Source organism: Stenomitos frigidus ULC18, from assembly GCF_003003795.1.
Taxonomy (GTDB): domain Bacteria; phylum Cyanobacteriota; class Cyanobacteriia; order Leptolyngbyales; family Leptolyngbyaceae; genus Stenomitos; species Stenomitos frigidus_A.
The window spans coordinates 35,929-58,626 of record NZ_PVWK01000142.1 but is presented as its reverse complement, the minus strand read 5'-3'; the positions used below and the strand labels follow the sequence as shown (position 1 = coordinate 58,626).

Here is a 22,698-nt window from a genome sequence, read left to right as displayed (position 1 = left end):
GGGTTATGCATTCACCCTAGCACTTTGTATTCTGCACAACAGTGGCCGTTAGAATGTTTTGCAAGCCTTGACAATTCTTGATTCGAACTTGCCTCATTTAATGCGAAGTTGCGTTAGAACCCCCTTGCTTTTTTTATGAGTTTCATCCAGTGAGTCGAGGCATTGCTAGGGCGTTACTGCCGGACGACAATCGTGTCGATCGTCGTGTTTGTCAGCTTTATCAGAGAGGCATTGTCCCCTACGCAACCGCCTGGGCATGGCAACGATCGCTCGTTGACGATCGTCGCCAAAACCCCAGCCTCGACGATGTCATGCTTCTGCTAGAACATCCACCGACCTACACACTAGGGCAGGGTGCCAGTACTCAATTTCTCAAGTTTGACCCAGCACAAGCAGAATGGGAGGTGCATCGAGTTGAGCGCGGTGGCGAAGTGACCTATCACTGTCCCGGTCAATTGGTCGGCTACCCAATTTTGAATCTGACTTACTATCAGAAAGATTTGCACTGGTACTTACGCCAACTAGAAGCAGTCATCATTCAGGTCTTAGCCGTCTATGGCTTGCAGGGTGAACGACTTCCGGGTTTGACGGGCGTCTGGGTAAGCGATCGCAAAGTCGCTGCGATCGGCATTAAAGTGAGCCGTTGGATTACCATGCACGGCCTTGCGCTGAATATTTGCCCTGATCTCAGTGGGTTCGATCGCATTGTCCCCTGCGGCCTTTCTGACAAGGCAGTCGGCAGTCTGGAGCAGTTTGTGCCAGGAGTCCAGTTTGAGCAAGTACGCGAACAAGTAGCGATCGCCTTTGCTGAAGTCTTCAACGTTCAGTTGGTAGAAGACGCAGATGTCGCCAAGATTGAGCGCTGAGTGAGCCGCTGCAACTTGATAGCCAAGGCTGACAACTTATGGAGATTTCTAAGAGAAAATTTGCCGTAGGGCAGGGGCAGGTTTTGCCAGAGTTTTGATATCTAGCCGTTAACCTGGTGGTCAAACTTGCCCCTACGAGTCTTTTGTTGACTAAAAATCGCCTTCAGCCTCTGTTACTAACGCTGCCGCAAAAACGACAACAGTTCCCGATTCACCGTTTGCGGGGCTTCCTGCTGAATCCAGTGTCCGCAGTGAGGCACAAGGGTCAACCGAAACGGAGCCTGAACGAACTGATCAAGCTCTTTAATCAAATTCTGGCTCAACAACGAATCTTCTTCACCCCATAACACCAGTGTTGGTGCTGTCACGAGATTAGGCGTGCGCCCAAACTCCTTCAGCCAACTCCAGGGTGATAGCATCTGGCGGTAGTAATTAAGAGCAGCAGACAGCGCTCCCGGTTTCTCCAAGGCTGATTGATAAAGTTTCGTCTCCTCATTAGAGAAAGCGCCCTTACGAACTGCCTGCCCCTGGAGCAGGTTATTGAGAAATTCTTTTAAGTTCTGCTGAATTAACCACTCTGGAATTCCGGGCACCTGAAAGGCAAGCACATACCAACTGCGGCGAAGTTGATCCAGGTTGCCCACCATTTCTTGTAAAAAGCGTTGCGGTGGTGCAGCATTCAAAATCGCTAGACGATTAAGATACTGAGGAAACTTTTGTGCTAAATGCCACGCGATCGTACCACCCCAGTCATGTCCCACAATATGAGCGCGAGCGTACCCTAAACTTTCAATCAGTCCTTGAATGTCAGCGCTGAGCGTATCCAGATCGTATCCACTAGCAGGTTTATCCGATTCGTTATAACCGCGTAGATCAGGCACCACAACCTTAAAGTGTCGGGCTAGCGCCGGAATCTGAAACCGCCAGGCGTACCAAAACTCAGGAAATCCGTGCAGCAGCAGCACTAGCTCACCATCACCCTGCGTGACATAGTGTAGGCGAATACGATTCGTTTCAACAAAATGATGTTGCCATTCAGAAGACAGCGTAGCCATAAAAAATTTTGCGTAGGAACGATTGCCTTCGATCAGGGGGACGACCGCGTTAATCAGTAAAAAACTCTATATATAGAGATTATTTTTTACAACCATCGCAGCGTTGAAGACCTCTTACAGAGTATCATTTGACCCGCTACGACAGCCATGCGTGATTACCGCTGCAGCAGACGTTCGCGCGATCGGTTAATTATCTGACCGCTGACTGCTGAACGCTAGCTGCTAAACGCTCAATCTAGCGGACGCATAGCCTCTCGCCCAAGCATAAATAGACCCGCAACGCCCAAACCAACAAACCAAATGTACTGATACCAGTATTGACTCATTTGTTGAACGGGACTGAGCTCTGGATGCAGCGCCGAGAGATAGAGTAACAGCAAGACCATTGCCAGCGCACCAAATCCGGTAAAGATCAAGCCCATTTTGATGCGAGCAGGCTAAAGGTCAGCGGCGTCAACCGCATTCAGGTCAATTTCTGCCAACTGGTTCATCGCCTCTTCATCAACCAGAGACGTCTCACCTAAATTGAGCGCTAGCGGATTAGGCAAAAGAGGCACAATTGCCGTCAGCGTTTTGCGGCGCAGCGATCGCTCGGTGTCTCGCAGCCAGACTAAGAGCGTTCGCTCAGTTGCGGCAAAGATTGCCGTCCGCACCAGATTTTGAGGCGCTGCTTTGGGTTCAAACTCCATAAAGGTGCCTGGCATCGATACGTTTGATTGATGTCTATTGTAAGAGTGAAACCAGCGATCGGGAGAAGGTACACGCAAGCCTTGAGTGCTAAAAGTGGCTCCTGCCGTCACTATAAAACGACCCAAAACGGATTGAGGCGATCGCTGAGTCTAGAGATGTGGACAGTGATCGGATGCGCCAACGTTAGTTGGTCTGGCACCAAAAATCCAAACTCTCTTACTTTCCGTTAATTCAATACTCCTGTTGGGTGATTTAGGTCACAAAAGTGTAAAGTTAGCGTGAAGTTTTGATGAAGCGCCTAAAACGGCGTAAAACGGCAAAACGTCCTTTAACACTTGCTTTGCCTACCTTCTTAGCGCTTAGGACATTGGCTAGGTTTGGGGGTGTCTGTTAGATCCCTGATCCCCAAAGCAAAAAGTTCGTGATAGTCTGTTGCAGTTCTTAAGCTATGGAGTTAACGCGAAACGAATACGAGTTATGAGAGATGTCAACCAAGAAATTTTTGCCTAGTTCAACTGGTTGCAAGCTTGCTTGACATATGCCCTTCACACATGGATGTATGAATCAAAATGTTATTAGTGGTTTAACTGCCACTTTGTTTCTGACAACGCTTGGTCTGCCGCTGGCTAGCAGCGCTAATCCAGCAACAGCAGTTAACCAGTTAGCGGAGGCCAAGCTTGACCAAGCGTCTAACCAGCCTCCTGCCCCTCAATCAATCCAGGGTGACGTCGCTAACAAGGTCAGCCAACAGCCATCTCAGGCTACCAGTAAAACCAGTGGGGCAACTGCCTTAAAGCCATCACTGACCCCAGATTTGAAGCTGACACATGCGGTCGTTAAGCTTGGAGAGCAGCAGTCTCAAGCAACAAACGCCGCTACCTCTGAACGTGAGGTGATTGCGAAAGTGCAAGCTCACGATCTAGCAGGGCGCAAGGCCGCCACCCTTTATGTGCGCAACCTCCCTATCCTGACGTTTACCAGCTCTGGCAAAGCGGCTACAACTAGGGTCAAGCTAGGGAGTCGACAACTTAATCCCGGCATTACAGCTACTGCGATCGCAAGCGCCAAAGCTCTCGAAGAGTCCAGCACTGCTGATGCGCCTCAAGCAGCAACGTCAGAACCTTCCGCTCAATCTACTAGCACAGCGCCGACGGTACTGGCCGATGCCGCCCTTTCCCAAAGCGATCCTGTTTTAAAAGCCGCTGCGATCGCTGCCAGAATTAATCAACTGAACCGCGAAGGCGTTGACGCCAAAACCATTACCGTTAGCTGGAGCGCACAAGCTGGGAAAGCAGCGCCGCAGAGCGAACGTTATGCTATCAAAGCAAACAAAACCCTGCTTGCTGTGATTGATGCCAGTACAGTGCTGTCAGGTTCTACTCGCAACCTTGAGACAGACGCGCTACAAGCAACCAATCGGCTGCGGCGGTTGCTCGGTAATGCGTCTCCGCTCTCTAGCGTATCTGGCAAGCCAAATGGCTGGTCTCAGGCGGCTGTCGGCTCGATTCGGCAACGGCTCAGCGGTTTAGCCTCCTGGTATGGTCCTGGGTTCCACGGTAACCCTAGTGCTAGCGGCGAAGCATTTAACCAAAACGCCATGACCGCAGCGCATCGAACCTTACCCTTCGGTACACAAATCCTCGTCACCAACCTGGATAATGGTCGATCGGTTGTCGTGCGCATCAATGATCGAGGTCCCTTTTCCGGCGATCGCGTCATTGATTTGTCTACTGCAGCAGCTCGCGTACTGGGTCTAATCCAGTCCGGTGTTGCCCCTGTGCGGCTAGATGTCCTAGACAATAGCGCCAGGGCAGTAACGGCTTCTGGCAAATAGAAAGGAGCGCAGTGTGGGTGGGTCATAAAGCAGGAACAATGCCCGGTCATCGGCAACTAAACGATGGCAGAAGCTGAGCTTGAAGGCTGGTCTCAATTTTAGGTTCATTGAATGAGACGCACTGGCTCGGAAAAAGTTTCGCTTGCTCTATGTGCCGTATGAATGTAATATACCACCCTACAGCGTTGATTCTCGCTTCTCAACAGCTCTTCAACCGTCTCTAGTCTAACTAGTAGCGTAGCTTGATAAGCCACTCAGCCCCTTGAGCGGGTGGACACTTTCTGAACTGGTGAGCCCTTTGGCTTGCACTAGCACACCGAAGTTGCCTAGCCCCATTGGATTAATGAGCAAATGCAACGCATTTCGCTGGTGGAGTATTGCTTGCATTCCTGGAGCATCGGTAGCCGTAGATTGGCTAAGCGCAACGATGCGATCGCCCAGTCCTAGTGCCATTAGGAAAAGACTTTGCTGAGTCAGGCCGATCGTACTTAACCCACAGGCTTCACCTTGTCGTTCCAAGGCGGTGAAGTCAACATGGGCTGTGATGTCTTGCCGCCCAACGTGGAGATAAGGATTGGCATGATGCGTGTGCTGGTAGTAGCACTGCAGCGTCCCCTGCGGGCGTGTAGGGCTGTAGTAACGAGCGCTGGTGTAACCGTAATCGATCGTCAGAACATAGCCCCGTTGCAGACGATCGGCAACCAGATGCATCCAATCCAATGCGGCTAGATTAACTTCACTACGATAGCGATCGGGGTAGTCTTGAGCCGCCCAATCGATGCCTACAAGCTCAAAATATTTTGCCAGTTGTGGTGTAGACAGTGCGCCGCTCACCTCATCAAACTGAGCAGTCTCGTTCTCGCCACTGTCCTTTACGCTACTGGCCTTCTCACTCCGCTCCTGCTTGTGATTGCGTGTAGTGACGTACAGCTCTTGCAATTGCCCTGACAGCAGCATCACTTGATGCACCGGGAACGCATCTACTAGCTCATTTGAAAAAAAGCAACCAGTGATGGAGTGCGGCGCGATGTCTTCAAGGCTGCGCCAGTGTAGCGGAATCCCACTAGCCGCTAATGCTTTTAATTGCCGCTGCTGCTCAGCAATGAGTGCAGCCGCACGTTCAACAATGATGTACTCTAGCGATCGTAAAAATTCAGGATATTGACGCTGCACATAGCGCAGAATGTCACCGGCTAAAAGCCCCTGCCCGGCGCCCATTTCAACCAGTGTGAAGGGAGTCGGTCGCTGCAGGATATCCCACATTTGGACAAACTGGTCGGCTAGCAATTCGCCAAAATCCGCACCCAGATGGGGTGATGTAAAAAAATCACCGCTGGCGCCAATCACGGCAGCATTAGTGGCATAGTACCCTTGCTCTGGATGGTACAATGCTAATTCCATATATTCAGCAAATGTAAGGCGTTGTTGAAAACTCTCGGCAATCCGTTGAGCAATTAAATTGCCGAGAGTTGAGTTGCTGTCTTGCTCGTCCGCTGGCATAACCACCACTGATAGTGGTCTTTATTTTGACACAGGGATGCATGACGACAGCATGAAAAAGCCGTCGATCGCGAACGGCATTGAGATCGATTCAGTTGCGTCAACACCACACTCCACAAACCATACTGCTAGCCATGCCGACTTAATTACAACTCAGCCTGAGCAACAAGCTCATTCACTCCGGCATCAAAGGTGATTGCAAAATCAGAGTGAGGCTGAGACTGCTTCAGAACTTTGAGATAGGCTTCAGCATCAGGGCGGCGACGGAACCGAGTAATAGTGAGATGCTTTAAGTTGGGCAGGAGCTTATGAACAACCCACGGGCTCAGTTGATGTTGGTAACTCATCGTTTTTATTCTGTGGCTAATGGTTTTATCGCTGATCAATGAGACTGTCGCTACAGAGAGGTTGCTAGAGCCAACCGGTGCACCCAACCTGTAGATCTAAACTCCAAGCAAACGCTGTATGTAGTCCCATCTTCTCAGTTTCACTACTATAGATAGCGGTTAACGCTTTAAACTGCAAAGCATTTTACAAAATGAGATGTTTTTAATTGTCAGCAGCATTAAAGCAGTCGATCGCAAACCACCTGAAGAGCAAGAATGTAATCACTCCAGCATTTCCTCGTAGGCGCGCATAGGACGCTTTACAGACGGTCATCCGTAGTGCTTTTTGGCATTGGTATAGCTGTTGCCACAAAGCTTAGAACATGGGGATCAAAGGGGAAGTGGGGGCGTGCCTCCAGCCAGGGGTTTCACCCCTGCGCCCCGTCCTAACCAGTATGGCTATAGCTTTCTACAGCACGCTGCAATAGTCGCTCCATGCTGCGGCTCAACAACAACTCCTTCTGTAGACCTGTTGTCGTGGGCCTACAGAAAGACGACTAGAAGACTGGCTGCACCCACATCGCTCCGTTAAGCGATCCCCAACAAGCTTGCCAAGAGTGCTTTTTGCGCGTGCATCCGATTTTCGGCTTGATCCCACACTCGCGATTGGGAACCTTCGATTACCGCCTCAGTAATTTCTTCACCGCGATGGGCAGGCAGGCAATGGAGCACGATCGCCTCCTTATCCGCATGGCTGAGCAGCACCTCGCTGACCTGATACGGCTGAAAAATAGGGATGCGGGTTTCTGCTAATGCTTCTTGACCCATGCTTGCCCACACATCTGTATAGACAACCTGAGCATCTTTGATCGCAAGGAGCGGATCGGCTGTGACGATGACTTCCGTCTTACCATTGGCGATCGCCTGAGCCTTCTGCACAATGCTATCCAACGGACGATACTCTTGGGGCGAGGCAATACGTACATTCACACCCGCCATAGCGCAGCCCAGCATGAGTGAATGCGCCATATTGTTGCCATCTCCCATATAAGCCAGGGTTAGACCGGACAACGAATTAAAAGACTCTTGCATAGTCTGTAGATCCGCCAGAACTTGACAGGGATGTTCTAGATCGGTGAGCGCATTGATGATCGGAATGTGGGCATAGCTGGCGAAGGCTTCCAAATCGTGCTGGTCGAAGGTGCGAATTGCCAGAATATCGAGGTAGCGATCAAGCACTCGCGCCGTATCAGACAAGGGCTCTCCGCGCCCTACTTGCGTCACATTGGGGTTTAAGTCCAAGACTTGCCCACCCAGTTGGTACATGGCGGTTGTAAAGCTGACACGGGTGCGCGTAGACGCTTTGTAAAACAATAGCCCCAGGATCTTTTCGCACTTCGGCTTCAGCGTTCCTGCCTTCAGTTGCGCTGCTAGCTGCAAAATTTCCTGTAGCTCTTCTGTTGTCAGATCTGCCAGGCTAAGCAAGTCACGTCCCTTCAGTGCCCCCATTGCGCTTCACTCTCCAAGATTGTCCTCAAAACCCTATCAGATCTGTCTCCGTTCGCCTAGCGGTCTAGGCGGAAAAGATCAAGGGGCGAGAATGCTTTGCGCGCGTGCTCTCGTGCCGTGCAAAAACCGTTCAACAATAGAAAATGTCAACAAACGTTTAAACCGTAGCTTTCAATACAGAAAAAATTCTATAGTTATAGATGTAGAGTTTCAAACCTCTATGTCAACTGTACATTTTCGGGACATCGTTATTATGGCTAATGCACTTCATCTCCACGATCGCCACCCACTGAACAAGCACCAAGACAGCATCATAGCGTCTCTAAACCATCGTCTAGCGGTGGCCAAGGCAAGCCACAATGCAAATCTAGTAGCGGTGTTAGAACGAGAGCAACAGCAGGTCGCACCAAAAGCAGCATCTAGCGTTGTGCACTCAGGCCGCAATTGGTGGCAAACAATGACTCGCTCTATTACCGACAAGCTGTTTGGTGGATCGGTTCTGCAAGTAGTTGAAATTGTGGACGGTCGCGATCGCTGGTGGGTCGCCTCCGATCCACGGACTGGTCAGCTTGTGTATGCCGACTCTGAAGCAGAACTCCGACTTTGGATTGAAGAAAATTATCAGGGTAAGTAAGTAACATTCACTTGTTACCAACAGATGCGCAAAGTCAGGAAATTAAGACACTTCTTTGTCCAGATCCAGCTTGACGTTTTTGTCCAAAACATAAAATCGTTCATCTCTCTCTTCGCTTAAAAACTAATCGTTAGGTAAGCCAGAGCAATCTTAGATGCGGCGTGCGGGTAGAGGCGTGCAATAGAACGCTTCTACAATACCTCTTCGTCTCATGCAGATAAGTTGCATATCCGTTCAGGGAGGGACGGAAGTAGGGAAAGCCCCGAAGGAACGCGCTTCATGTACTCAAGAGATTTTATGGAGCGTTGTGATGAAATCGCAATGGCAATTTTACAAAGCACTAGAGCTGCTTTCAGACGTCGTCGAACCGCAGCCAATTCATTCGCCACTGATCGCATCTTTGGATCGGTGGTGGCGATCGCTGCTGAGCCGTCGTGCTAGAAGCCTCGATTATGAGGATCAGGTGGAATACTTAGAGCGGCGCTTCACTGTAGTCTGCGATCGCTCGACAACCCGTACCAACATTTGGCAACCACTCTGGCGCTTACTTAACCAACCGCTCAGCTTTAACCCCTACCTGCTGGCGCGCCCTGAACCTGAAGTACGGCGCACGTTGGATCGGACGGGACAAGCGTGGTGGACTGTTTATGATCCAAGTACCGGACAAACAGCCTATTTAGAGTCTGAAGCAGAAGTCCAAATCTGGCTAGAAGAGCGTCTTTACCATTAGCTGTCTTGTCTGGAACAACGCTACTGTCGCCGCGTGTAAGGCTTCTGCGTAGGAACACAGATTAAAGATGGTTGATTTTTCAGTCGGGACATGGCCTTGCCATATCCTCAAACGTTGGCAGCTTTACCAATCATTTCATTCGCGTTCCTTAACCTTCAATAAAATCGATTATCTCGCGCATTGAGCCCGGTTTCGTAACCACTAGAATGGTTGAACCAGCCTCCAGAACGGTATTGCCATTAGGAATCGCAAGATCCATCTGCGGGTGCGGTTGGTAACCAATGATGAGCGAACCGGAGGGAAAGCGATGATCTTGGGCAATCTCTGCAACGGTGCGATCGACCACATTGCACTTTTCAGGGATGGCGAGTTTCAGCACTTCAATCTGCCCCTGCTCGAAGTGCATCATCGACTCTACCTGGGGATATTCGATCGCGTTTGCCAGGGTTGAAACAGCCAGGTCGATCGCGTTGACAACGTGAGTGGCTCCAGCAATGCGATAGGGCTCAGCAAAGTCTCGATGCCGCATTCTTGCCAGAATATGGTTCACGCCGTTGTGTCTGGCGAGTGTAATCATGGCCAGGTTCAACGCATCGTTTCGGAGCACTGCTGCCAGGGCATCGGCCTTACGGATGCCCGCTTCAAGCAACACCTCGGTACTCACAGCGCTGCCTTCAAACGCCATCACACCTAACTGTTCGCGGGCATAACGGCAGGCGATCGGGTCAATATCGATCATGGCGACCGTGTGGCCCAAATCAATTAACCGCTGTGCCAACCCCAAGCCAACCAGGCCTGCGCCACCAATCAATACATACATCTTGAATTGCCGTTCTAAACGAAAGGAAAGGGAAAGGGTACGATCAAGACCAGCATTAATACGTCAGCCGCAACATTGAATGAGTGGCTCGATCGTACTGCTTGAAAGGGCATTCGCTTGGGTGAGCAAATTCAGTTGGCAACGATTTTATGAGATTTCTAGGCAAAATCTACCGTTGAGTGGGGGTAAGCTTTGCCAGAGCCTTGCCATCAACCGCTAACCTTGTTTTAAACCGGCTCCTACAGGTCTTTTTTTGCTAGAAATCGCCTGTATAGCTGTTGTCACTAAGCTTAGGGCGTTGGGATCAAAGGGGGCGTGGGGGCGTGCCCCCAGCCAGGGGTTCCACCCCTGCACCCCGTCCTAACCAGCATGGCTATAGCTATACAACCATAGCGTGACACATCGCTTCATCGCTTACTCACTCTGCAGTTGCTTCTCCAATGCTTTTTGGAGCTGGCTCTGTAATGGTTGATCGGGCTGCAGCCGCATACCTGGACAATGAGAGACAAACTGCTCCAGTTGTGCACTTGGCCACAGCAGCCAGCGACTTCCAAGCGGCAAAGTCGCTATCCTAACGGGATCTTGCGCCAGCCAAAGTAGCGGCGCATCTGGTAGTCTGTCTGATCGGGCCTCTTCACCAGCCTGAACGGCTGCCAACGCTTCTAGCACGGCTTGATTACCCTGGATAAGTCCCATCCCAGCGGTCCACACTTGAACGCTAAGCTTGCGGCGAACAGCATAAAAATAAAGAGAGGCAGCCGCAACAACCGCTTGTTCAAATGGTTCAGCTGCTTCTGAATCACTGGGAGACTGCCAGGGCATGGCGCTATCCAGGCAAATGATGAGCGCTTGCTCACTGGTTAAAGTTTCCAGTTCACGCACTCGCAGTTCACCATAGCGGGCGCTAGTCCGCCAGTGGACGAAACGGATAGGATCACCCCAACGATAGGGACGCAGTGATCGTGTTAAGCCCTCGCTAGCAGCTTGAGCCCGACGATCGCGGTTGAACAAGACGTTAGCATCACGTCCCATTTCATCGATCAACGGACACTGCGTTAACGGCAAAATGGTGGGATACACCACCGCGCCCGCGGGGACTGTTTGCGATCGTCTGCACCAAAAGAGCCCCAATGGTGCAGCCGTTCTCAAGTTAACGGTTTGCCAGCGGTAAAGGCCACGTCGTTGGGCTGGTTGGTGATAAAGCCAGTGATGCGTGCTGTGCGGCGCAATGCGTTCAATCGTCGCTGTTACAGGGGAAGCCATCACAAAAGGCAGCAAATCTTGTACCTGAATCAAGGTCTTGGGTTGTTTCGTCGTATTCACCAACAGCAACTCAATAGTCAATGGATCGCCAACCGTTACAGGATTGATCAGACGGCGCTGAACCTGGATACCGCGTAACATCCGCTCGGGTAAAACTGCCGCGATCACAAGCAAAGCAAAGCTGATCCCACTGATCACATAGAGCCAACCAGCCAACGTATTCGTAGCAGAAACGAAGAAAAAGAGCGCTAAACTACTTAATAGCCAGCCGCTGTAAGCAGGCGTAACCCAGTGGGCTTCTAGCCAGTCAGCAATTCGCTTTGCAGTGTTCATGAAAATTGCTACGCTAGACGCACTAAGAGTTAAGGCAAGTTTTCAGTAGACCAAATTGCAGGTAACTTAAAGGTTACTCCCAACATGATACTTGCTATCATCACGTTACTTTTAAGCGTAACTTTCAAGCGTCGTCACTGAATTTAGCAGCAGCAGTACCAAAAAGACGGATCACTTCAAGGTTACTCGATACAATAAGTGGATATTTATCAGGCGTGCCAGTAAGTTCTTAGTTCGCATCAGCAAAATTTCTAGCTTACTCAAGCTAGTCTACCCAGGCTGACATCCGTTGAACTAGATTGTGCCACTGTGATGGCTCTGCATAACGAAAGACCTACCAGAGAGATACCAATGTCCGGCTCACCCGCACCCCGTCCCCACGATCAAGCACCGAGCGCACCGCCGCCACCACCTCTTTCAATGGCTGCGCAAGGGCGACTGAAAGAGACCAGTTCCATCGAACAAATGGTTCGGGATGCTCATGCAAGGCAGGCTTCTGACATTCATATTCGCATTGGCGAATTGCCCAGATTCCGCATCCGAGGGCAGATGGTGCAGCCACGGGATCAGCTGAAAGTGACGCCTGAACTATTTGAGACATATCTAGCCGAAATTTTATCGCCAAAGCAACGGCAAGACTTTGAACAGCACAAGGAACTGGATACCGCCATTTTCTATCCGGGCTTTTTGCGTTGCCGGGTTAACTGCTTTGAGACCCTGACGGGCGGCGCGATCGTGCTGCGACTGATTTCGCTTGAGGTGCCGTCGATTGAGGGCTTGGGGCTACCAGAAGTACTGAAATATTTAGTGAGCCAGCCGCAAGGCTTGATTCTCATTACGGGTCCAACCGGGTCTGGAAAATCGACCACGTTGGCGGCAATGCTGCGGCACTTGAATGAAAATATGACGAGGCATGTCGTCACGATTGAGGACCCCATTGAGTATGTGCATCCATCACAGAAGTGTCTGATTAGCCAGCGAGAAGTGGGGCTACACACCCATGAATTCCACCAGGCACTACGAGCCGTGCTGCGGGAAGATCCAGATATCATTTTGATCGGGGAAATGCGCGATCGCACAACCGTTGATACGGCCCTTAAGGCGGCTCAAACGGGCCACCTGGTATTAGGAACGCTGCACACACGGAATGCGATCAACGCCTTGAATCGCCTGCTTAACATCTACAACCCCGATGAACAGGCAGCGATGCGGGTGCAAATTACCGAATCGTTGGTGTCGATCGTGGCGCAGCAGCTCATTCCGACAACGGATGGACGCCGAACCGCTGTCCACGAGATCCTGATCAACACACCTGCCATGCAGGATTACCTGTTGAAAGGACAGGAAACTGATGCCTTCCAGCTCATGGAAACCGATACCAATCAGGGCATGCAGGTCATGAACCAGGCACTGTGTGATCTAGTGCTGCTCGGCAAGATTAGCCCGGATGATGCGGTGAGAGCGTCTCCCGATGCTGGTGATCTCCGGCGACGGGTGCGTAATGAAGGCTTTGACCCAGCGCGATCGTCCAACCGCGAATTCAATCACGCGTAAAAGAAAGGCTAAAGGATTAATTCTTTGATCCTTTAGCCTTTATACTTCATACTTACTTTTTGCCTGCCATCTTCTTCGCTTTATCAACTTTCCGCAAGCGGATTGATTGAGGCGTAATTTCAAGCAGCTCATCAGAACCAATGTATTCCAGAGCACGCTCAAGACTCATATCGACCGGAGCTTGCAGTTGTACTAGCTCTTCACCGCCAGAAGCGCGGTGGTTGGTTAGCTGCTTGCTCTTGCAGATATTCAGCTCCAAGTCCTGGTTGCGGTTGTGTTCGCCCACAACCATGCCTTTATAAACGCGAGTGCCAGGAGTAATAAAGAAAACACCCCGGTCTTCAGCATTTTGCATGGCATAGACGGTCGAGACCCCTTCTTCGAAAGAAATCAAGACACCGTTACGCCGCGTTTCAATCGCACCACTGATGGCACGATATTCCAGGAAACTGTGGTTCATAATGCCAGCACCACGAGTCAGGCGCATAAATTCGCCCCGGAAGCCAATCAGCCCTCGTGCGGGAACGACAAATTCTAGTTGCGTCCGACCAGCAACGCCAACCTGCATATCTTGCATTTCGCCTTTGCGCTGACCCAGGCGTTCAATACAGCTACCAACCGCTTCTTCGGGCACGTCTAAGACCAGCGTCTCAAACGGTTCGCAGGGCTGTCCATTAATTTCACGGTAGATCACCTGTGGCTGCGACACCTGAAACTCGTAGCCTTCCCGTCGCATGGTTTCAATCAAAATACCGAGGTGAAGTTCACCCCGACCAGAGACCAGAAACTTATCCGGTGAATCGGTTTCTTCGACGCGCAAAGCAACGTTCGTTTCCAATTCACGGAAGAGGCGATCGCGCACCTGACGAGAGGTAACCAGCTTGCCTTCCTGGCCTGCAAACGGCGAATCATTCACCTGGAACGTCATTTGCAAGGTTGGTTCATCGACCTTGATGAGCGGCAACGCTTGCGGATCGTTGGGATCAGTAATCGTTTCGCCAATGTTTGCCCCAGCGAAACCTGCGACTGCCACAAGATTGCCTGCGGAGGCAGATTCAATCTCGATCCGCTTCAGACCCTCAAAGCCCATGAGCTTGGTCACTTTTGTTTTGACGATCGCGCCACTTTCAGTCACCAACGCGGCTTGTTGACCCGCCCGAATCGTGCCGTTGTGAATTTTGCCAATAATAATGCGACCAAGGTAATCGGAGTAATCGAGCGTGGTCACCTGCAATTGCAACGGCTTTTCGGGATCACCAATCGGTGGTGGAACATGCCGCAAGAAAGCGTCAAACAGCGGCTTCATGTCCACCGACTCGTCTTCCAGCTTTTCTTTGGCAAAGCCTGCCATACCCGAGGCAAACAGGTAGGGAAATTCACACTGATCGTCGTCAGCACCCAGTTCCAGAAAAAGATCGAGTACTTTGTCAACCGCAGTGTGGGGATCGGCGCGCTGGCGATCGATTTTGTTTACCAGCACGATCGGGCGCAAGCCCTTTTCCAGTGCTTTTTTCAGTACAAACCGTGTCTGCGGCATCGGGCCTTCATTGGCATCCACAATCAGCAGACAGCCATCCACCATGCCTAACACCCGCTCCACTTCGCCACCGAAGTCAGCGTGTCCAGGTGTATCGACAATATTAATCAGCGTGTCTTTGTAGCGAACCGCTGTATTTTTCGACAGAATCGTAATCCCACGCTCTCGCTCCAGATCGTTGGAATCCATGACGCAATCTGGAACCTCTTCGCCTTCACGGAAGGTACCTGCCTGCTTCAGTAGGGCGTCAACAAGAGTAGTTTTGCCGTGGTCAACGTGAGCAATGATCGCAACGTTGCGAATAGGGAGAGTCATAACGGGTTCCGTGGAAGAGGATATCGAAAGGGAAGAGGATAAGAGACGACCGATGAGCGCTAATTGTGGACTATAAAGCTTGAACAGACGAATGAGCGAGTCTGAGATTCAGCCTCTAAAGACAGCGTTGAACACTTCTTCACAGAGCGTTCCCCAAATTCCGTGTCAAGTCTAGTAAAGAAGCCTTAACAATTCTATCTTAGCGGTTGACGTAACAAAGGGTGTAAGGAAGCCTTGTTTAGAGTGAATTTGGATCAACGCCCTGCGATCGCAAATACTCTGCCAGTCTTTCTGCCCGTTGATGCTCCTGCTCTGCTCGTTGCCGCTCTTGTTCTGCCTGCTGGCGCTCTTGAGCAATTTGCTCCACAGCCCACGGTAGCAAGTTTCCTGCTTCGTCCCACCAGCGTAACCAATAGCCTGTGCGTTCTTCTTTGGTGCCCTGCCAAACGCCTAAAAATAATCTCATATCGGCAAACCAGCAGCGGTTTTCAGGCGTAAGGGGCTGCAATTCGTAGCGTCCGGCGGCTAACTGATAGATTTCGAGCAGTCCATCCGACGGATCGAATATGACGTAGACCGGAATCTGAAGAATCTGTTCGTAAAAAAACCACTTTCCCGGCGGAAACGTGCGCTTCACGGAGTATTCGCCACCCTCTTTGTGGGACAGAAACTCCATGACGACAAGAGGAACAGCCCCTTGAAGCGTCGGCGTATAGCTTCTACGATCTGCTGCCACTCCTAAAGGCTGCACAGCTTGCACATAGACCCAATCAGGCGCTTTGATGACCAGATCGCCATTGACGGTTGCACACAACCCAAAGTTGGATGCGATCAGCATCTCTGGTTGGATGAACCCAGCTAATTCGAGCGCTTCGCGGAGCGCTCCTGCCAGGAGAGGTTGACCAGTATTTTCCACAGGCTCATCTTCTAAGGGCACGTCGTCAGGTAAGGGTTCCCAAGTGATGACGAGGGTTTCTGCTGGTCGTGCTGGCGTTGGAGTAATGGGCAAACCTGGCGTTGTCACCATAGCCTGATGGAGCCAATAAGGATTAGCTTCATTTTAGCGACGATCGCCCATTGCCTGTAGCAAACCCAGGTTTGATCAATAGAGCTTCCGCGATCGCCCCTCTTAACGCTTCCCTAGCTCCCACATGGTAGAAGTGCTGACACACGCGCATCTCTAAATCTGACCAGCAGTCTTGAATATGACTGTTCTTACGGTGCTGATTTTCGAGCCACATCGATACCGCAAAGCCGCATGGCAATTGCTTCGTCGCTATAGCCAGGGCTTCTGCCTCTGCCTGACTCCACGCATTGTAATAATCGGTATGACGACCACAATAGGGTGGATCGAGGTAAACAAAATCACCCGGCTGAGCTTCGAGCAGGACGTCCTGCCAATTGGCAATACGAAATTCCCAATCTTTACCTGCCATCTGCTTGGCAACCCAATCGACTTGATTCGCAATTTTGGTGATGTAGCTTTGGGCAAAACGCTGGGGCTTCCGGCAAAACGGCACGTTGAAACCACCTTTGCGGTTAAACCGCATCAGCCCGTTAAAACAAGCACGGTTAAGAAAGAGAAAGTCTAACGGTGAGGCGTATTGATTGAAGCGATCGCGTACTTCATAGTAATAGTCTGCGCCCGAACGCAGCAGCATTTCGCCATTGCGTTGCAGGAAATCCGAAACAATGGCTCGATCGATTTCGCCCATCTGAATGCCTTGATACAGCCGAATAATATGCTGGTTTGAATCGGCAATCAACGCCCGTTGGGGAGCCCGGTTGAAAACCACCACACCCGAACCGACAAAGGGTTCAATCCATTTTGAGTCTGCTGGCTCAACCCAATGGATTTGACTCAGGATAAAGGGCACCAGCTTCGTTTTAATACCCTGGCATTTGATGGGCGGCACTTTTACAGGCAACACGTTTACAGGCAATCTCTACAGGCAACAGGAGGAAAGCAACCGACAGTCGGTAAGATGAAGACACCGACTCTAGAGACGTTTGAGGCAATGAACTTACAGCAATCGATTCCGGTAGAAACGATCCGCTACGACGATCGCGGTTTAGTGCCAGCAATTGTACAGGATTACCTGGATGGCACCGTGTTGATGATGGCATGGATGAACCAGGACTCGTTGCAAAAAACGTTGGATACAGGTGAAACCTGGTTCTGGAGCCGATCGCGTCAGGAACTCTGGCATAAAGGCGCAACATCGGGGCATCTCCAAAAAATCCACTCGATCCGCTACGACTGCGATAGTGATGCACTGCTCATTGGGGTCGAGCAGATCGGCGAAATTGCCTGCCACACTGGAGAGCGCAGTTGCTTTCATCGCGTCAATGGCTCGGTGAACCCACCCCCAGCTGATATGCTGTCACAAGTTTTCGGGGTCATTTGCGATCGCCGCGATCATCCCTCCGAATCCTCCTATACCTCCAAGCTGTTGGCTGACGGCGACAACAAGATTCTCAAAAAAATTGGCGAAGAAACGGCTGAAGTCGTGATGGCGTGTAAGGATAATGAGCCAGACGCGATCGCGGGTGAGGTTGCCGACCTTTTTTACCACACACTTGTAGCACTGGCGCATCACAACGTTGATCTAAAAGCCGTTTATCGCAAGCTGCAAGAACGTCGCCGTTGAGGATTTGCCACCGCCTTTACTTGTATTTGGGTCTCACGACGTCTTGAGGCAAGTCACACTGCATCATGCGATCAAGTACTTGCAAAACCAGGATAGCGATACTGACACTGAGCGCTAACCCGATCCACAGGCTATGGGCAACGAACGGTGACTGATCCAACGCCCAACCACCCAACGGTGGCCCAATGAAAGCACCGATCGCCCAGCACTGCGAATTGACTGCAAGATAAACACCACGTAGAGACTCTGGAGCCAACTCAACCGTAATAGAAGAGGCGGATGGCATATAAGTGACAGTTGCCAGCGCCAACACACCCAAGGCCAGAATTGCCCACAGCAGATGATTTGAGGGCACAACCCCCGTAACCCATACCAGCAGAAAGCCCACGCCCCACAGCACAGCAGACAGCGTTAACCCGCGCGCTCGGCTAAAGCGATTCAGCACTCGGACAGCTGGCAATTGACACAATACAGACACCACCATATGCCAGGTAAACAGGGCACTCAACATCGGTGGCGAAAAGCCCTTTGGCAGACCCGACAGAAAATTTGTGAAGTACAGCGGCATGGTGCTATTGATCTGCACCAGGTAGGTGGTGAACAGCACATTGGCAACGGCATAGGTGAGCAGACGCCGATCGCGCAATGCCTGCTGCCAACCCCTGATCGCCTCATGGTTACTGATCGATTGATTTGATTCGGCGATCGCCCAATACACCACTCCAAACAGCACCACAAACGAAATGGCATCAATCACAAATAGCGCTCGATAAGCACCCGTCATACCGACTAGCAAGCCACCCAAAACTACACCCAAGCCCAGACCCAAACTGTCACTCAAACGAGTCAAGGCAAACGCTTCATTGCGCTGTGCGGGTGCTGTCAAATCTGCCACCATCGCCTCATTCGCGGGCCAATATAAGCCAATGCCCAACCCCATCAGCAGATTGCCCGCAACGAAGACAGGAAAATCGCTGGAGATGGCAAGGACAATGGACGCGATCGCCGACAATACCGCTGACAGCAACAGCGTCCGTCGTCGTCCCCAAAACTGCGAATCGGCGAACGACCCACCCAACAAACGCCCAAACACACCCGAAATAGACGCGCTGCCCAAACCCAGACCCACTTGTGTTGCCGACAAACCGACCTGATTGACGAAAAAGATTGGCGCGTAGAAGAGTGTAAACCCCGAACCTGTTTGAGACAGCAGCCGTCCTGCTGCCAAAACCCAAACCTGATAGTTCAAAGCGGGTAGCCAGGACAAGAGTTTGGATTTTCGAGGCATGAAGCAGAAACCTGAGACAGGGAATATTAGACCTCAAGTTTGCCTGAATGTCGAGCCTTGGAGAAAAAGAATTCGTTCAGTGGCTGCTGTAGAAGCACCTGTTACGCTTAGGATGCCGCTCATCCAATCGATGCTCTTCATAAAATGGTGGGGCGATCGTCTTCCCTCTTTTCTGGCCTCTTCCCTCAATGAAATTAACGACTCGCGGACATTACAGCGTCAAAGCGCTACTCGATCTGACGCTACAACCGAAGTATGGCCCGGCATCGGTAAAGGCGATCGCGCAACGTCAAGACCTACCCGCTCCGTATCTCGAAAAACTGCTGATCGAGATGCGCCGTGCTGGATTGGTCCAATCTCTACGGGGATCGCAGGGCGGATATCAACTCGCGCGATCGCCCGCCAGTATTTCGCTAGGACAAATTCTAGAAGCCGTTGGTGAAAGTGTAGATCCACTCCCCAGGCACTCTCCTGACGGCTCACAGGCAGAAGACTGGGTCACCTTTACCGTCTGGAATCGACTCCACCAAAAACTAAAGGAAGCCCTCTACAGTATCTCACTGGAAGATTTGTACTTTGATGCGCGCAGTTGGCAGGCAGCGCAAGGGGAAGAGACCAGTTTCGTCGTGTGAGAAGGAGCGGAGGAGTAGGGGAAAGTTTTGAGTTTTGAGTTCGGAAGAAACTTCTGCTTTCTCTTGCTCCCTCAGCCTCCCCTGCGTCCTCCACCCTCTGACTCTTGGCTCCTTACCTTTCCACCTCTTGCCGATCGCCCACTAGCCACTGCCCCTCACCCGCAAACGCTTGTCCATTGCCTGCAAACGCTTGTCCGTTGCCTACAAACGACTGCCCACTGGTGTTGGCAACCGATGGCTCAGTCGTAACAGCCTTGCCGTCTTCGTCACCGGGTTTGTTATACGAGCACTTGACGGTGATTTTCAGATTGCTTTGGGCTTTGCCGCTGGCGATGTAAGGGATACCCGCATCGGCGCTAAGATTAATGCCAAACTCTAGCGTCACTTCATCGACATTGGCTGCTGCACAGTTTTTGAAGGCATCCAGGCAATAGGTTGTGTAAGTACGAATGGTGCTTTGAACCATTTGCATGGACTGAGTTGGAGTAGGACGAAACGGCATTCTCGGATCGGTAATGCCTTTTGCGCCGCCACGCCGTTGTTCGATTGTTTCGTCGATCGGGGCTTGGGGTGATATGGGAGCGGTTTCCGTATCATCCTGTGCCTCAATATAGAGAACGGTGCCGTTATCCAGTTGGACGGGGACAATCTTAGTCATGTTTCTGCCTGCGAGGGTTGATGCGATCCCGATTCTGGCTAAGAACGATCGCTTTCACTTAATGGGTGTCACCCCTCATCCTCTCAAAGCAGAGCAAAGACTGCGATCGCACCTACCGCATCAAACAGCATGGAGACAAACGGGAACGGAGCAAAGTTAATGGTGAGTTAGTTTGAACGTGGGTGAAATGTACGATCACCCAATCAGCCTTTGTGAAGCGGGATGGACGATCGCTGAGTTCAGGAGTCCTTAACTGCCATGTGAAATCTCAACACCACTGCCTTTCACCTTCCCCATAACCCTGAACTGATTGCTAGCTCTGGGCAGTAAACTGATAGTAGAACGCTCTTAATAACTAAAGATGGAAACCATTCGTCAAGTAATTGAGGTCAAGGGCGATCGCAAGGTAGAAATTACCTTACCGGATATCATTCAGCCAGGTCTCGTTGAGATGGTTGTCGTAGTGCAATCAATGCCACAGACTGATTTTGAAACAGTACCATCAAGCAACCTCTTTGGCTTTTTGCCTCGACGCATTGACCCACTCCAGTTTCAACGGCAGTTGAGAGATGAATGGAACCGATAGACGGTATCTACTCGACACGAATATCTTCATCTATTACTTCAACGGTGATCCAGTTGTTCAGCCAGTTGTAGAAGACATTCTGACTGGAAAGGCGGCAGGGTTCTATTGTCCTGTGAGTTGGGTCGAACTGCTGTGCTACCCAGCATTAACAGAAGCAGAGGCAGAGCAAATTCGCGCATTTTTGCGATCGCTAACCTGTATCGCTCTGACAGAAAGCATTCTGGATCGAACTGCCCAAATTCGTCGAGCTGATCGAACTGCCTTACCCGATGCCCTCATTGCAGCGTGTGCGTTGGAAACGACAAGCACTCTGGTCACACGCAACACTCAAGATTTCCAGCAAATCAACGGATTGAGCATTGTTAACCCCTTCAATCCATAAAGACTTGGATTTAGACCTCCGAGGTTTTCAAAACCTCGGAGGTCTTGGAAGACAAACGATGCCAGGTCACAAAACATGGAAACGCCGATTCCTCATAGATCTACCTAGCTGTAGCAAAGTTTTAGAAAGCCCTGAAAATACTCAATGCTAGACTTTACAAGTCTCGACACGAGAGAAGAGAAACCCACCACACCATACCAATGAACCCAGCCTCCCCCACCCGACCCACCCCCAGATAAGGTAGATGACCATTTGGGGCTGAGGTATCAAAAGTAACTTCGCTGTATTTTATCCACAGAACTTTTTTCTTCCATTCAACGGCTTCGCCAAACTTTTCCCAGTTCCGATCGTACTCGGTTGGACTACCGCATGCCTGCCAGATTTTTTTCTGCACACTGAACCCAAACCTGCCCTGGCTGTGCTTTACCCACAGTTGATCAATCGTATGCAGGTCAGCAGAGGGAAAGTTTTGTATATCTTCCACTCTTAACCAACGTTCCTTTTGCCGACCCATTACTTCGCACATCCTGTCTGCCGTTTCCTTGTCTGCCTCTTTCCACTGCCCTGCCTTCAGCAAGTCTTGCAGTCGGGTGTAGTCTATCCCTCTTTCAGAGGCTAGCTTATCGGTACTTTCAGTTTGAGCAGCCTGTCTCTTTCTTTGGGCTCGTTGCTGCTTCAATAGCCGTTGCTGTTCTAATTCCTGCTTCTGTTGTTTTACTATTTCGGCTTCCCGATTCAACCATTCCGTCATTCGTTGCTGTTCCCGTTGAAGCCGTTCCCATTCTGTCTTTTCCTCCGCTTCTCTTTGAGCAAGCAATCGCTGCCCCTGTTGTTCTTCCGCCTGCTGTTGCTGATTGCGTCGTTTTTTAATCTCGGTTGCTGCCAGGTAAACACCATCCACCACATTCGTATAGGCTTCATCAATATCGCTCCAGCTTTTAATCGGCTTTGCCTTTTCGGGATAAGCCTGGATTGCTGCCAGAGGAGTGTATTGCCAACCGCAATGCCGCAAGATCACTGGCATCACGATCGCGTCGTTGGTCTGATGCCGTCGCAGTGCCTCCGGGATCTCAACTTGCGTGCAGTAGTCGGTGGCTAAAAAGTCAGCGCTGAGCAACAGCAAAATAATGTCTGCGGCATTCAGACGCGCTCTAATCTCGTCATCCCACTCTGTACCGGGCAAAATTTGGCGATCGTGCCAGGTAATAATGCCTTCCCGTTCGAGCGGACGCAGGTGAGACAGCAACCCGTCACGCAACTCTTTGTCTTGCTTCGAGTATGAGATAAAGATTTCGACAGTATCATTCGGCATTGGGAGACGGGCGAGGAAACAATCTTGATCAGGCTTGCTGAGTCGATTATAGTCTTCCGCCACAGGTTAACGGAAACGCCCTGAGTGGGCATTCACAGCAGGAAGAATAGTGCGTGCGATCGCCCTGGGTAATAAGGCAAATTTGTTGAGGCGATCGCTTGCGGCTCTCATCCCCTGCGCGAGAATAGATCTCGTAGTACCTACACTCACTACGACGTGGAAG

General features: G+C 51.0%; 24 protein-coding genes and 1 riboswitch. Of the genes, 10 read left to right on the top strand and 14 right to left on the bottom strand.

Going from position 1 to position 22,698, the window contains the following annotated elements; genetic code table 11:
* The first annotated feature begins 149 nt into the window (after positions 1 to 149).
* Positions 150 to 866 (top strand): lipoyl(octanoyl) transferase LipB, encoded by a 717-nt coding sequence (gene lipB, locus C7B82_RS26400; RefSeq protein ID WP_245940105.1) that lies wholly within the window; start codon positions 150 to 152, stop codon positions 864 to 866.
* Between the two features lie 176 nt (positions 867 to 1,042).
* Here lipB and C7B82_RS26395 read toward each other — a convergent pair whose 3' ends face one another.
* The 3 genes from C7B82_RS26395 to C7B82_RS33370 form a co-directional block, all read right to left on the bottom strand.
* Complete coding sequence (locus C7B82_RS26395; protein WP_106259757.1) at positions 1,043 to 1,921, bottom strand: alpha/beta fold hydrolase; 879 nt, start codon at positions 1,919 to 1,921, stop codon at positions 1,043 to 1,045.
* A gap of 230 nt (positions 1,922 to 2,151) precedes the next feature.
* Positions 2,152 to 2,343, bottom strand: coding sequence for a hypothetical protein (locus C7B82_RS33375; protein WP_219904706.1), 192 nt, complete (start codon positions 2,341 to 2,343; stop codon positions 2,152 to 2,154).
* Positions 2,344 to 2,358: 15 nt separating this feature from the next.
* On the bottom strand, positions 2,359 to 2,736 hold the full coding sequence (locus C7B82_RS33370) for a hypothetical protein (RefSeq protein ID WP_219904705.1): 378 nt from the start codon (positions 2,734 to 2,736) through the stop codon (positions 2,359 to 2,361).
* A gap of 434 nt (positions 2,737 to 3,170) precedes the next feature.
* On the opposite strand from C7B82_RS33370, the gene C7B82_RS26385 reads away from it, so the two are divergent.
* Positions 3,171 to 4,445 (top strand): septal ring lytic transglycosylase RlpA family protein, encoded by a 1,275-nt coding sequence (locus C7B82_RS26385; RefSeq protein WP_106259756.1) that lies wholly within the window; start codon positions 3,171 to 3,173, stop codon positions 4,443 to 4,445.
* Positions 4,446 to 4,670: 225 nt separating this feature from the next.
* Here C7B82_RS26385 and C7B82_RS26380 read toward each other — a convergent pair whose 3' ends face one another.
* The 3 genes from C7B82_RS26380 to argF all read right to left on the bottom strand — a co-directional run bounded on the left by C7B82_RS26380 (position 4,671) and on the right by argF (position 7,780).
* A complete protein-coding gene (locus C7B82_RS26380) occupies positions 4,671 to 5,945 on the bottom strand; it encodes a class I SAM-dependent methyltransferase (protein ID WP_106259754.1) in 1,275 nt (424 codons plus the stop codon).
* A 146-nt stretch (positions 5,946 to 6,091) separates the two neighbouring features.
* Positions 6,092 to 6,292, bottom strand: a complete 201-nt coding sequence (locus tag C7B82_RS26375) for a hypothetical protein (protein ID WP_106259753.1) — start codon at positions 6,290 to 6,292, stop codon at positions 6,092 to 6,094.
* Between the two features lie 567 nt (positions 6,293 to 6,859).
* Positions 6,860 to 7,780 carry an ornithine carbamoyltransferase gene (gene argF / locus C7B82_RS26370; RefSeq protein ID WP_106259752.1) on the bottom strand — a complete coding sequence of 307 codons (921 nt, stop codon included), beginning with the start codon at positions 7,778 to 7,780 and terminating at the stop codon, positions 6,860 to 6,862.
* Positions 7,781 to 8,033: 253 nt separating this feature from the next.
* Between argF and C7B82_RS26365 the strand changes: the two genes are divergently transcribed.
* Together C7B82_RS26365 and C7B82_RS26360 are read left to right on the top strand one after the other, a co-directional pair.
* Entirely contained in the window at positions 8,034 to 8,414 is a 381-nt protein-coding gene (locus C7B82_RS26365; RefSeq protein WP_146141274.1) for a hypothetical protein, read from the top strand.
* Between the two features lie 229 nt (positions 8,415 to 8,643).
* Positions 8,644 to 8,691, top strand: a riboswitch (Glutamine riboswitch).
* 33 nt (positions 8,692 to 8,724) lie between these two features.
* On the top strand, positions 8,725 to 9,144 hold the full coding sequence (locus C7B82_RS26360; RefSeq protein ID WP_106259749.1) for a hypothetical protein: 420 nt from the start codon (positions 8,725 to 8,727) through the stop codon (positions 9,142 to 9,144).
* Between the two features lie 148 nt (positions 9,145 to 9,292).
* Here C7B82_RS26360 and C7B82_RS26355 read toward each other — a convergent pair whose 3' ends face one another.
* A complete protein-coding gene (locus C7B82_RS26355; RefSeq protein WP_106259747.1) occupies positions 9,293 to 9,964 on the bottom strand; it encodes a potassium channel family protein in 672 nt (223 codons plus the stop codon).
* 414 nt (positions 9,965 to 10,378) lie between these two features.
* Positions 10,379 to 11,560 (bottom strand): DUF58 domain-containing protein, encoded by a 1,182-nt coding sequence (locus C7B82_RS26350; protein ID WP_106259745.1) that lies wholly within the window; start codon positions 11,558 to 11,560, stop codon positions 10,379 to 10,381.
* A 351-nt stretch (positions 11,561 to 11,911) separates the two neighbouring features.
* On the opposite strand from C7B82_RS26350, the gene C7B82_RS26345 reads away from it, so the two are divergent.
* Entirely contained in the window at positions 11,912 to 13,114 is a 1,203-nt protein-coding gene (locus C7B82_RS26345; RefSeq protein ID WP_106259744.1) for a type IV pilus twitching motility protein PilT, read from the top strand.
* Between the two features lie 52 nt (positions 13,115 to 13,166).
* On the opposite strand, the gene typA is transcribed toward C7B82_RS26345, so the two are convergent.
* From typA to C7B82_RS26330, 3 genes are all read right to left on the bottom strand, one after another.
* Positions 13,167 to 14,966 (bottom strand): translational GTPase TypA, encoded by a 1,800-nt coding sequence (gene typA, locus C7B82_RS26340; RefSeq protein WP_106259742.1) that lies wholly within the window; start codon positions 14,964 to 14,966, stop codon positions 13,167 to 13,169.
* Between the two features lie 238 nt (positions 14,967 to 15,204).
* Positions 15,205 to 15,993, bottom strand: coding sequence for a Uma2 family endonuclease (locus tag C7B82_RS26335; RefSeq protein ID WP_106259741.1), 789 nt, complete (start codon positions 15,991 to 15,993; stop codon positions 15,205 to 15,207).
* Positions 15,994 to 16,021: 28 nt separating this feature from the next.
* Positions 16,022 to 16,909, bottom strand: a complete 888-nt coding sequence (locus C7B82_RS26330; protein WP_106259739.1) for a Dam family site-specific DNA-(adenine-N6)-methyltransferase — start codon at positions 16,907 to 16,909, stop codon at positions 16,022 to 16,024.
* A gap of 42 nt (positions 16,910 to 16,951) precedes the next feature.
* Between C7B82_RS26330 and hisIE the strand changes: the two genes are divergently transcribed.
* Positions 16,952 to 17,617, top strand: a complete 666-nt coding sequence (gene hisIE / locus C7B82_RS26325; protein WP_106259738.1) for a bifunctional phosphoribosyl-AMP cyclohydrolase/phosphoribosyl-ATP diphosphatase HisIE — start codon at positions 16,952 to 16,954, stop codon at positions 17,615 to 17,617.
* A 16-nt stretch (positions 17,618 to 17,633) separates the two neighbouring features.
* Here hisIE and C7B82_RS26320 read toward each other — a convergent pair whose 3' ends face one another.
* Complete coding sequence (locus C7B82_RS26320; protein WP_106259736.1) at positions 17,634 to 18,905, bottom strand: MFS transporter; 1,272 nt, start codon at positions 18,903 to 18,905, stop codon at positions 17,634 to 17,636.
* 188 nt (positions 18,906 to 19,093) lie between these two features.
* Here C7B82_RS26320 and C7B82_RS26315 point away from each other — a divergent pair, with 188 nt between their 5' ends.
* Positions 19,094 to 19,537 (top strand): Rrf2 family transcriptional regulator, encoded by a 444-nt coding sequence (locus C7B82_RS26315; protein ID WP_106259735.1) that lies wholly within the window; start codon positions 19,094 to 19,096, stop codon positions 19,535 to 19,537.
* 112 nt (positions 19,538 to 19,649) lie between these two features.
* Here the strand turns inward: C7B82_RS26315 and C7B82_RS26310 are convergent, their stop codons facing one another.
* Complete coding sequence (locus tag C7B82_RS26310) at positions 19,650 to 20,195, bottom strand: CU044_2847 family protein (protein WP_181357703.1); 546 nt, start codon at positions 20,193 to 20,195, stop codon at positions 19,650 to 19,652.
* On the opposite strand from C7B82_RS26310, the gene C7B82_RS32725 reads away from it, so the two are divergent.
* From C7B82_RS32725 to C7B82_RS26300, 3 genes are all read left to right on the top strand, one after another.
* Positions 20,194 to 20,355 (top strand): hypothetical protein, encoded by a 162-nt coding sequence (locus C7B82_RS32725; protein ID WP_181357701.1) that lies wholly within the window; start codon positions 20,194 to 20,196, stop codon positions 20,353 to 20,355. The two genes, C7B82_RS26310 and C7B82_RS32725, sit on opposite strands and share 2 nt — an antisense overlap.
* 201 nt (positions 20,356 to 20,556) lie before the next feature.
* Positions 20,557 to 20,781, top strand: coding sequence for a hypothetical protein (locus C7B82_RS26305; RefSeq protein WP_106259733.1), 225 nt, complete (start codon positions 20,557 to 20,559; stop codon positions 20,779 to 20,781).
* Complete coding sequence (locus C7B82_RS26300) at positions 20,765 to 21,163, top strand: type II toxin-antitoxin system VapC family toxin (protein ID WP_106259731.1); 399 nt, start codon at positions 20,765 to 20,767, stop codon at positions 21,161 to 21,163. The genes C7B82_RS26305 and C7B82_RS26300 overlap by 17 nt, the downstream gene beginning before the upstream one ends.
* Positions 21,164 to 21,317: 154 nt before the next feature.
* On the opposite strand, the gene C7B82_RS26295 is transcribed toward C7B82_RS26300, so the two are convergent.
* Positions 21,318 to 22,475, bottom strand: coding sequence for a GUN4 domain-containing protein (locus tag C7B82_RS26295; RefSeq protein ID WP_219904704.1), 1,158 nt, complete (start codon positions 22,473 to 22,475; stop codon positions 21,318 to 21,320).
* Positions 22,476 to 22,698: the final 223 nt, after the last annotated feature.

Coding starts and splice junctions, on each gene's coding strand:
- C7B82_RS26350 (WP_106259745.1), bottom strand. CDS start 11,560: ATGAACACTGCAAAGCGAATTGCTGACTGGCTAGAAGCCCACTGGGTT.
- C7B82_RS26385 (WP_106259756.1), top strand. CDS start 3,171: ATGAATCAAAATGTTATTAGTGGTTTAACTGCCACTTTGTTTCTGACA.
- typA (WP_106259742.1), bottom strand. CDS start 14,966: ATGACTCTCCCTATTCGCAACGTTGCGATCATTGCTCACGTTGACCAC.
- C7B82_RS26310 (WP_181357703.1), bottom strand. CDS start 20,195: ATGACTAAGATTGTCCCCGTCCAACTGGATAACGGCACCGTTCTCTAT.
- C7B82_RS26320 (WP_106259736.1), bottom strand. CDS start 18,905: ATGCCTCGAAAATCCAAACTCTTGTCCTGGCTACCCGCTTTGAACTAT.
- C7B82_RS26315 (WP_106259735.1), top strand. CDS start 19,094: ATGAAATTAACGACTCGCGGACATTACAGCGTCAAAGCGCTACTCGAT.
- argF (WP_106259752.1), bottom strand. CDS start 7,780: ATGGGGGCACTGAAGGGACGTGACTTGCTTAGCCTGGCAGATCTGACA.
- C7B82_RS26295 (WP_219904704.1), bottom strand. CDS start 22,475: ATGCCGAATGATACTGTCGAAATCTTTATCTCATACTCGAAGCAAGAC.
- C7B82_RS26345 (WP_106259744.1), top strand. CDS start 11,912: ATGTCCGGCTCACCCGCACCCCGTCCCCACGATCAAGCACCGAGCGCA.
- C7B82_RS26335 (WP_106259741.1), bottom strand. CDS start 15,993: ATGGTGACAACGCCAGGTTTGCCCATTACTCCAACGCCAGCACGACCA.
- C7B82_RS26380 (WP_106259754.1), bottom strand. CDS start 5,945: ATGCCAGCGGACGAGCAAGACAGCAACTCAACTCTCGGCAATTTAATT.
- C7B82_RS26355 (WP_106259747.1), bottom strand. CDS start 9,964: ATGTATGTATTGATTGGTGGCGCAGGCCTGGTTGGCTTGGGGTTGGCA.
- C7B82_RS26365 (WP_146141274.1), top strand. CDS start 8,034: ATGGCTAATGCACTTCATCTCCACGATCGCCACCCACTGAACAAGCAC.
- C7B82_RS32725 (WP_181357701.1), top strand. CDS start 20,194: ATGTTTCTGCCTGCGAGGGTTGATGCGATCCCGATTCTGGCTAAGAAC.
- C7B82_RS26360 (WP_106259749.1), top strand. CDS start 8,725: ATGAAATCGCAATGGCAATTTTACAAAGCACTAGAGCTGCTTTCAGAC.
- C7B82_RS26395 (WP_106259757.1), bottom strand. CDS start 1,921: ATGGCTACGCTGTCTTCTGAATGGCAACATCATTTTGTTGAAACGAAT.
- C7B82_RS33375 (WP_219904706.1), bottom strand. CDS start 2,343: ATGGGCTTGATCTTTACCGGATTTGGTGCGCTGGCAATGGTCTTGCTG.
- C7B82_RS26300 (WP_106259731.1), top strand. CDS start 20,765: ATGAATGGAACCGATAGACGGTATCTACTCGACACGAATATCTTCATC.
- C7B82_RS26375 (WP_106259753.1), bottom strand. CDS start 6,292: ATGAGTTACCAACATCAACTGAGCCCGTGGGTTGTTCATAAGCTCCTG.
- C7B82_RS26305 (WP_106259733.1), top strand. CDS start 20,557: ATGGAAACCATTCGTCAAGTAATTGAGGTCAAGGGCGATCGCAAGGTA.
- hisIE (WP_106259738.1), top strand. CDS start 16,952: ATGAAGACACCGACTCTAGAGACGTTTGAGGCAATGAACTTACAGCAA.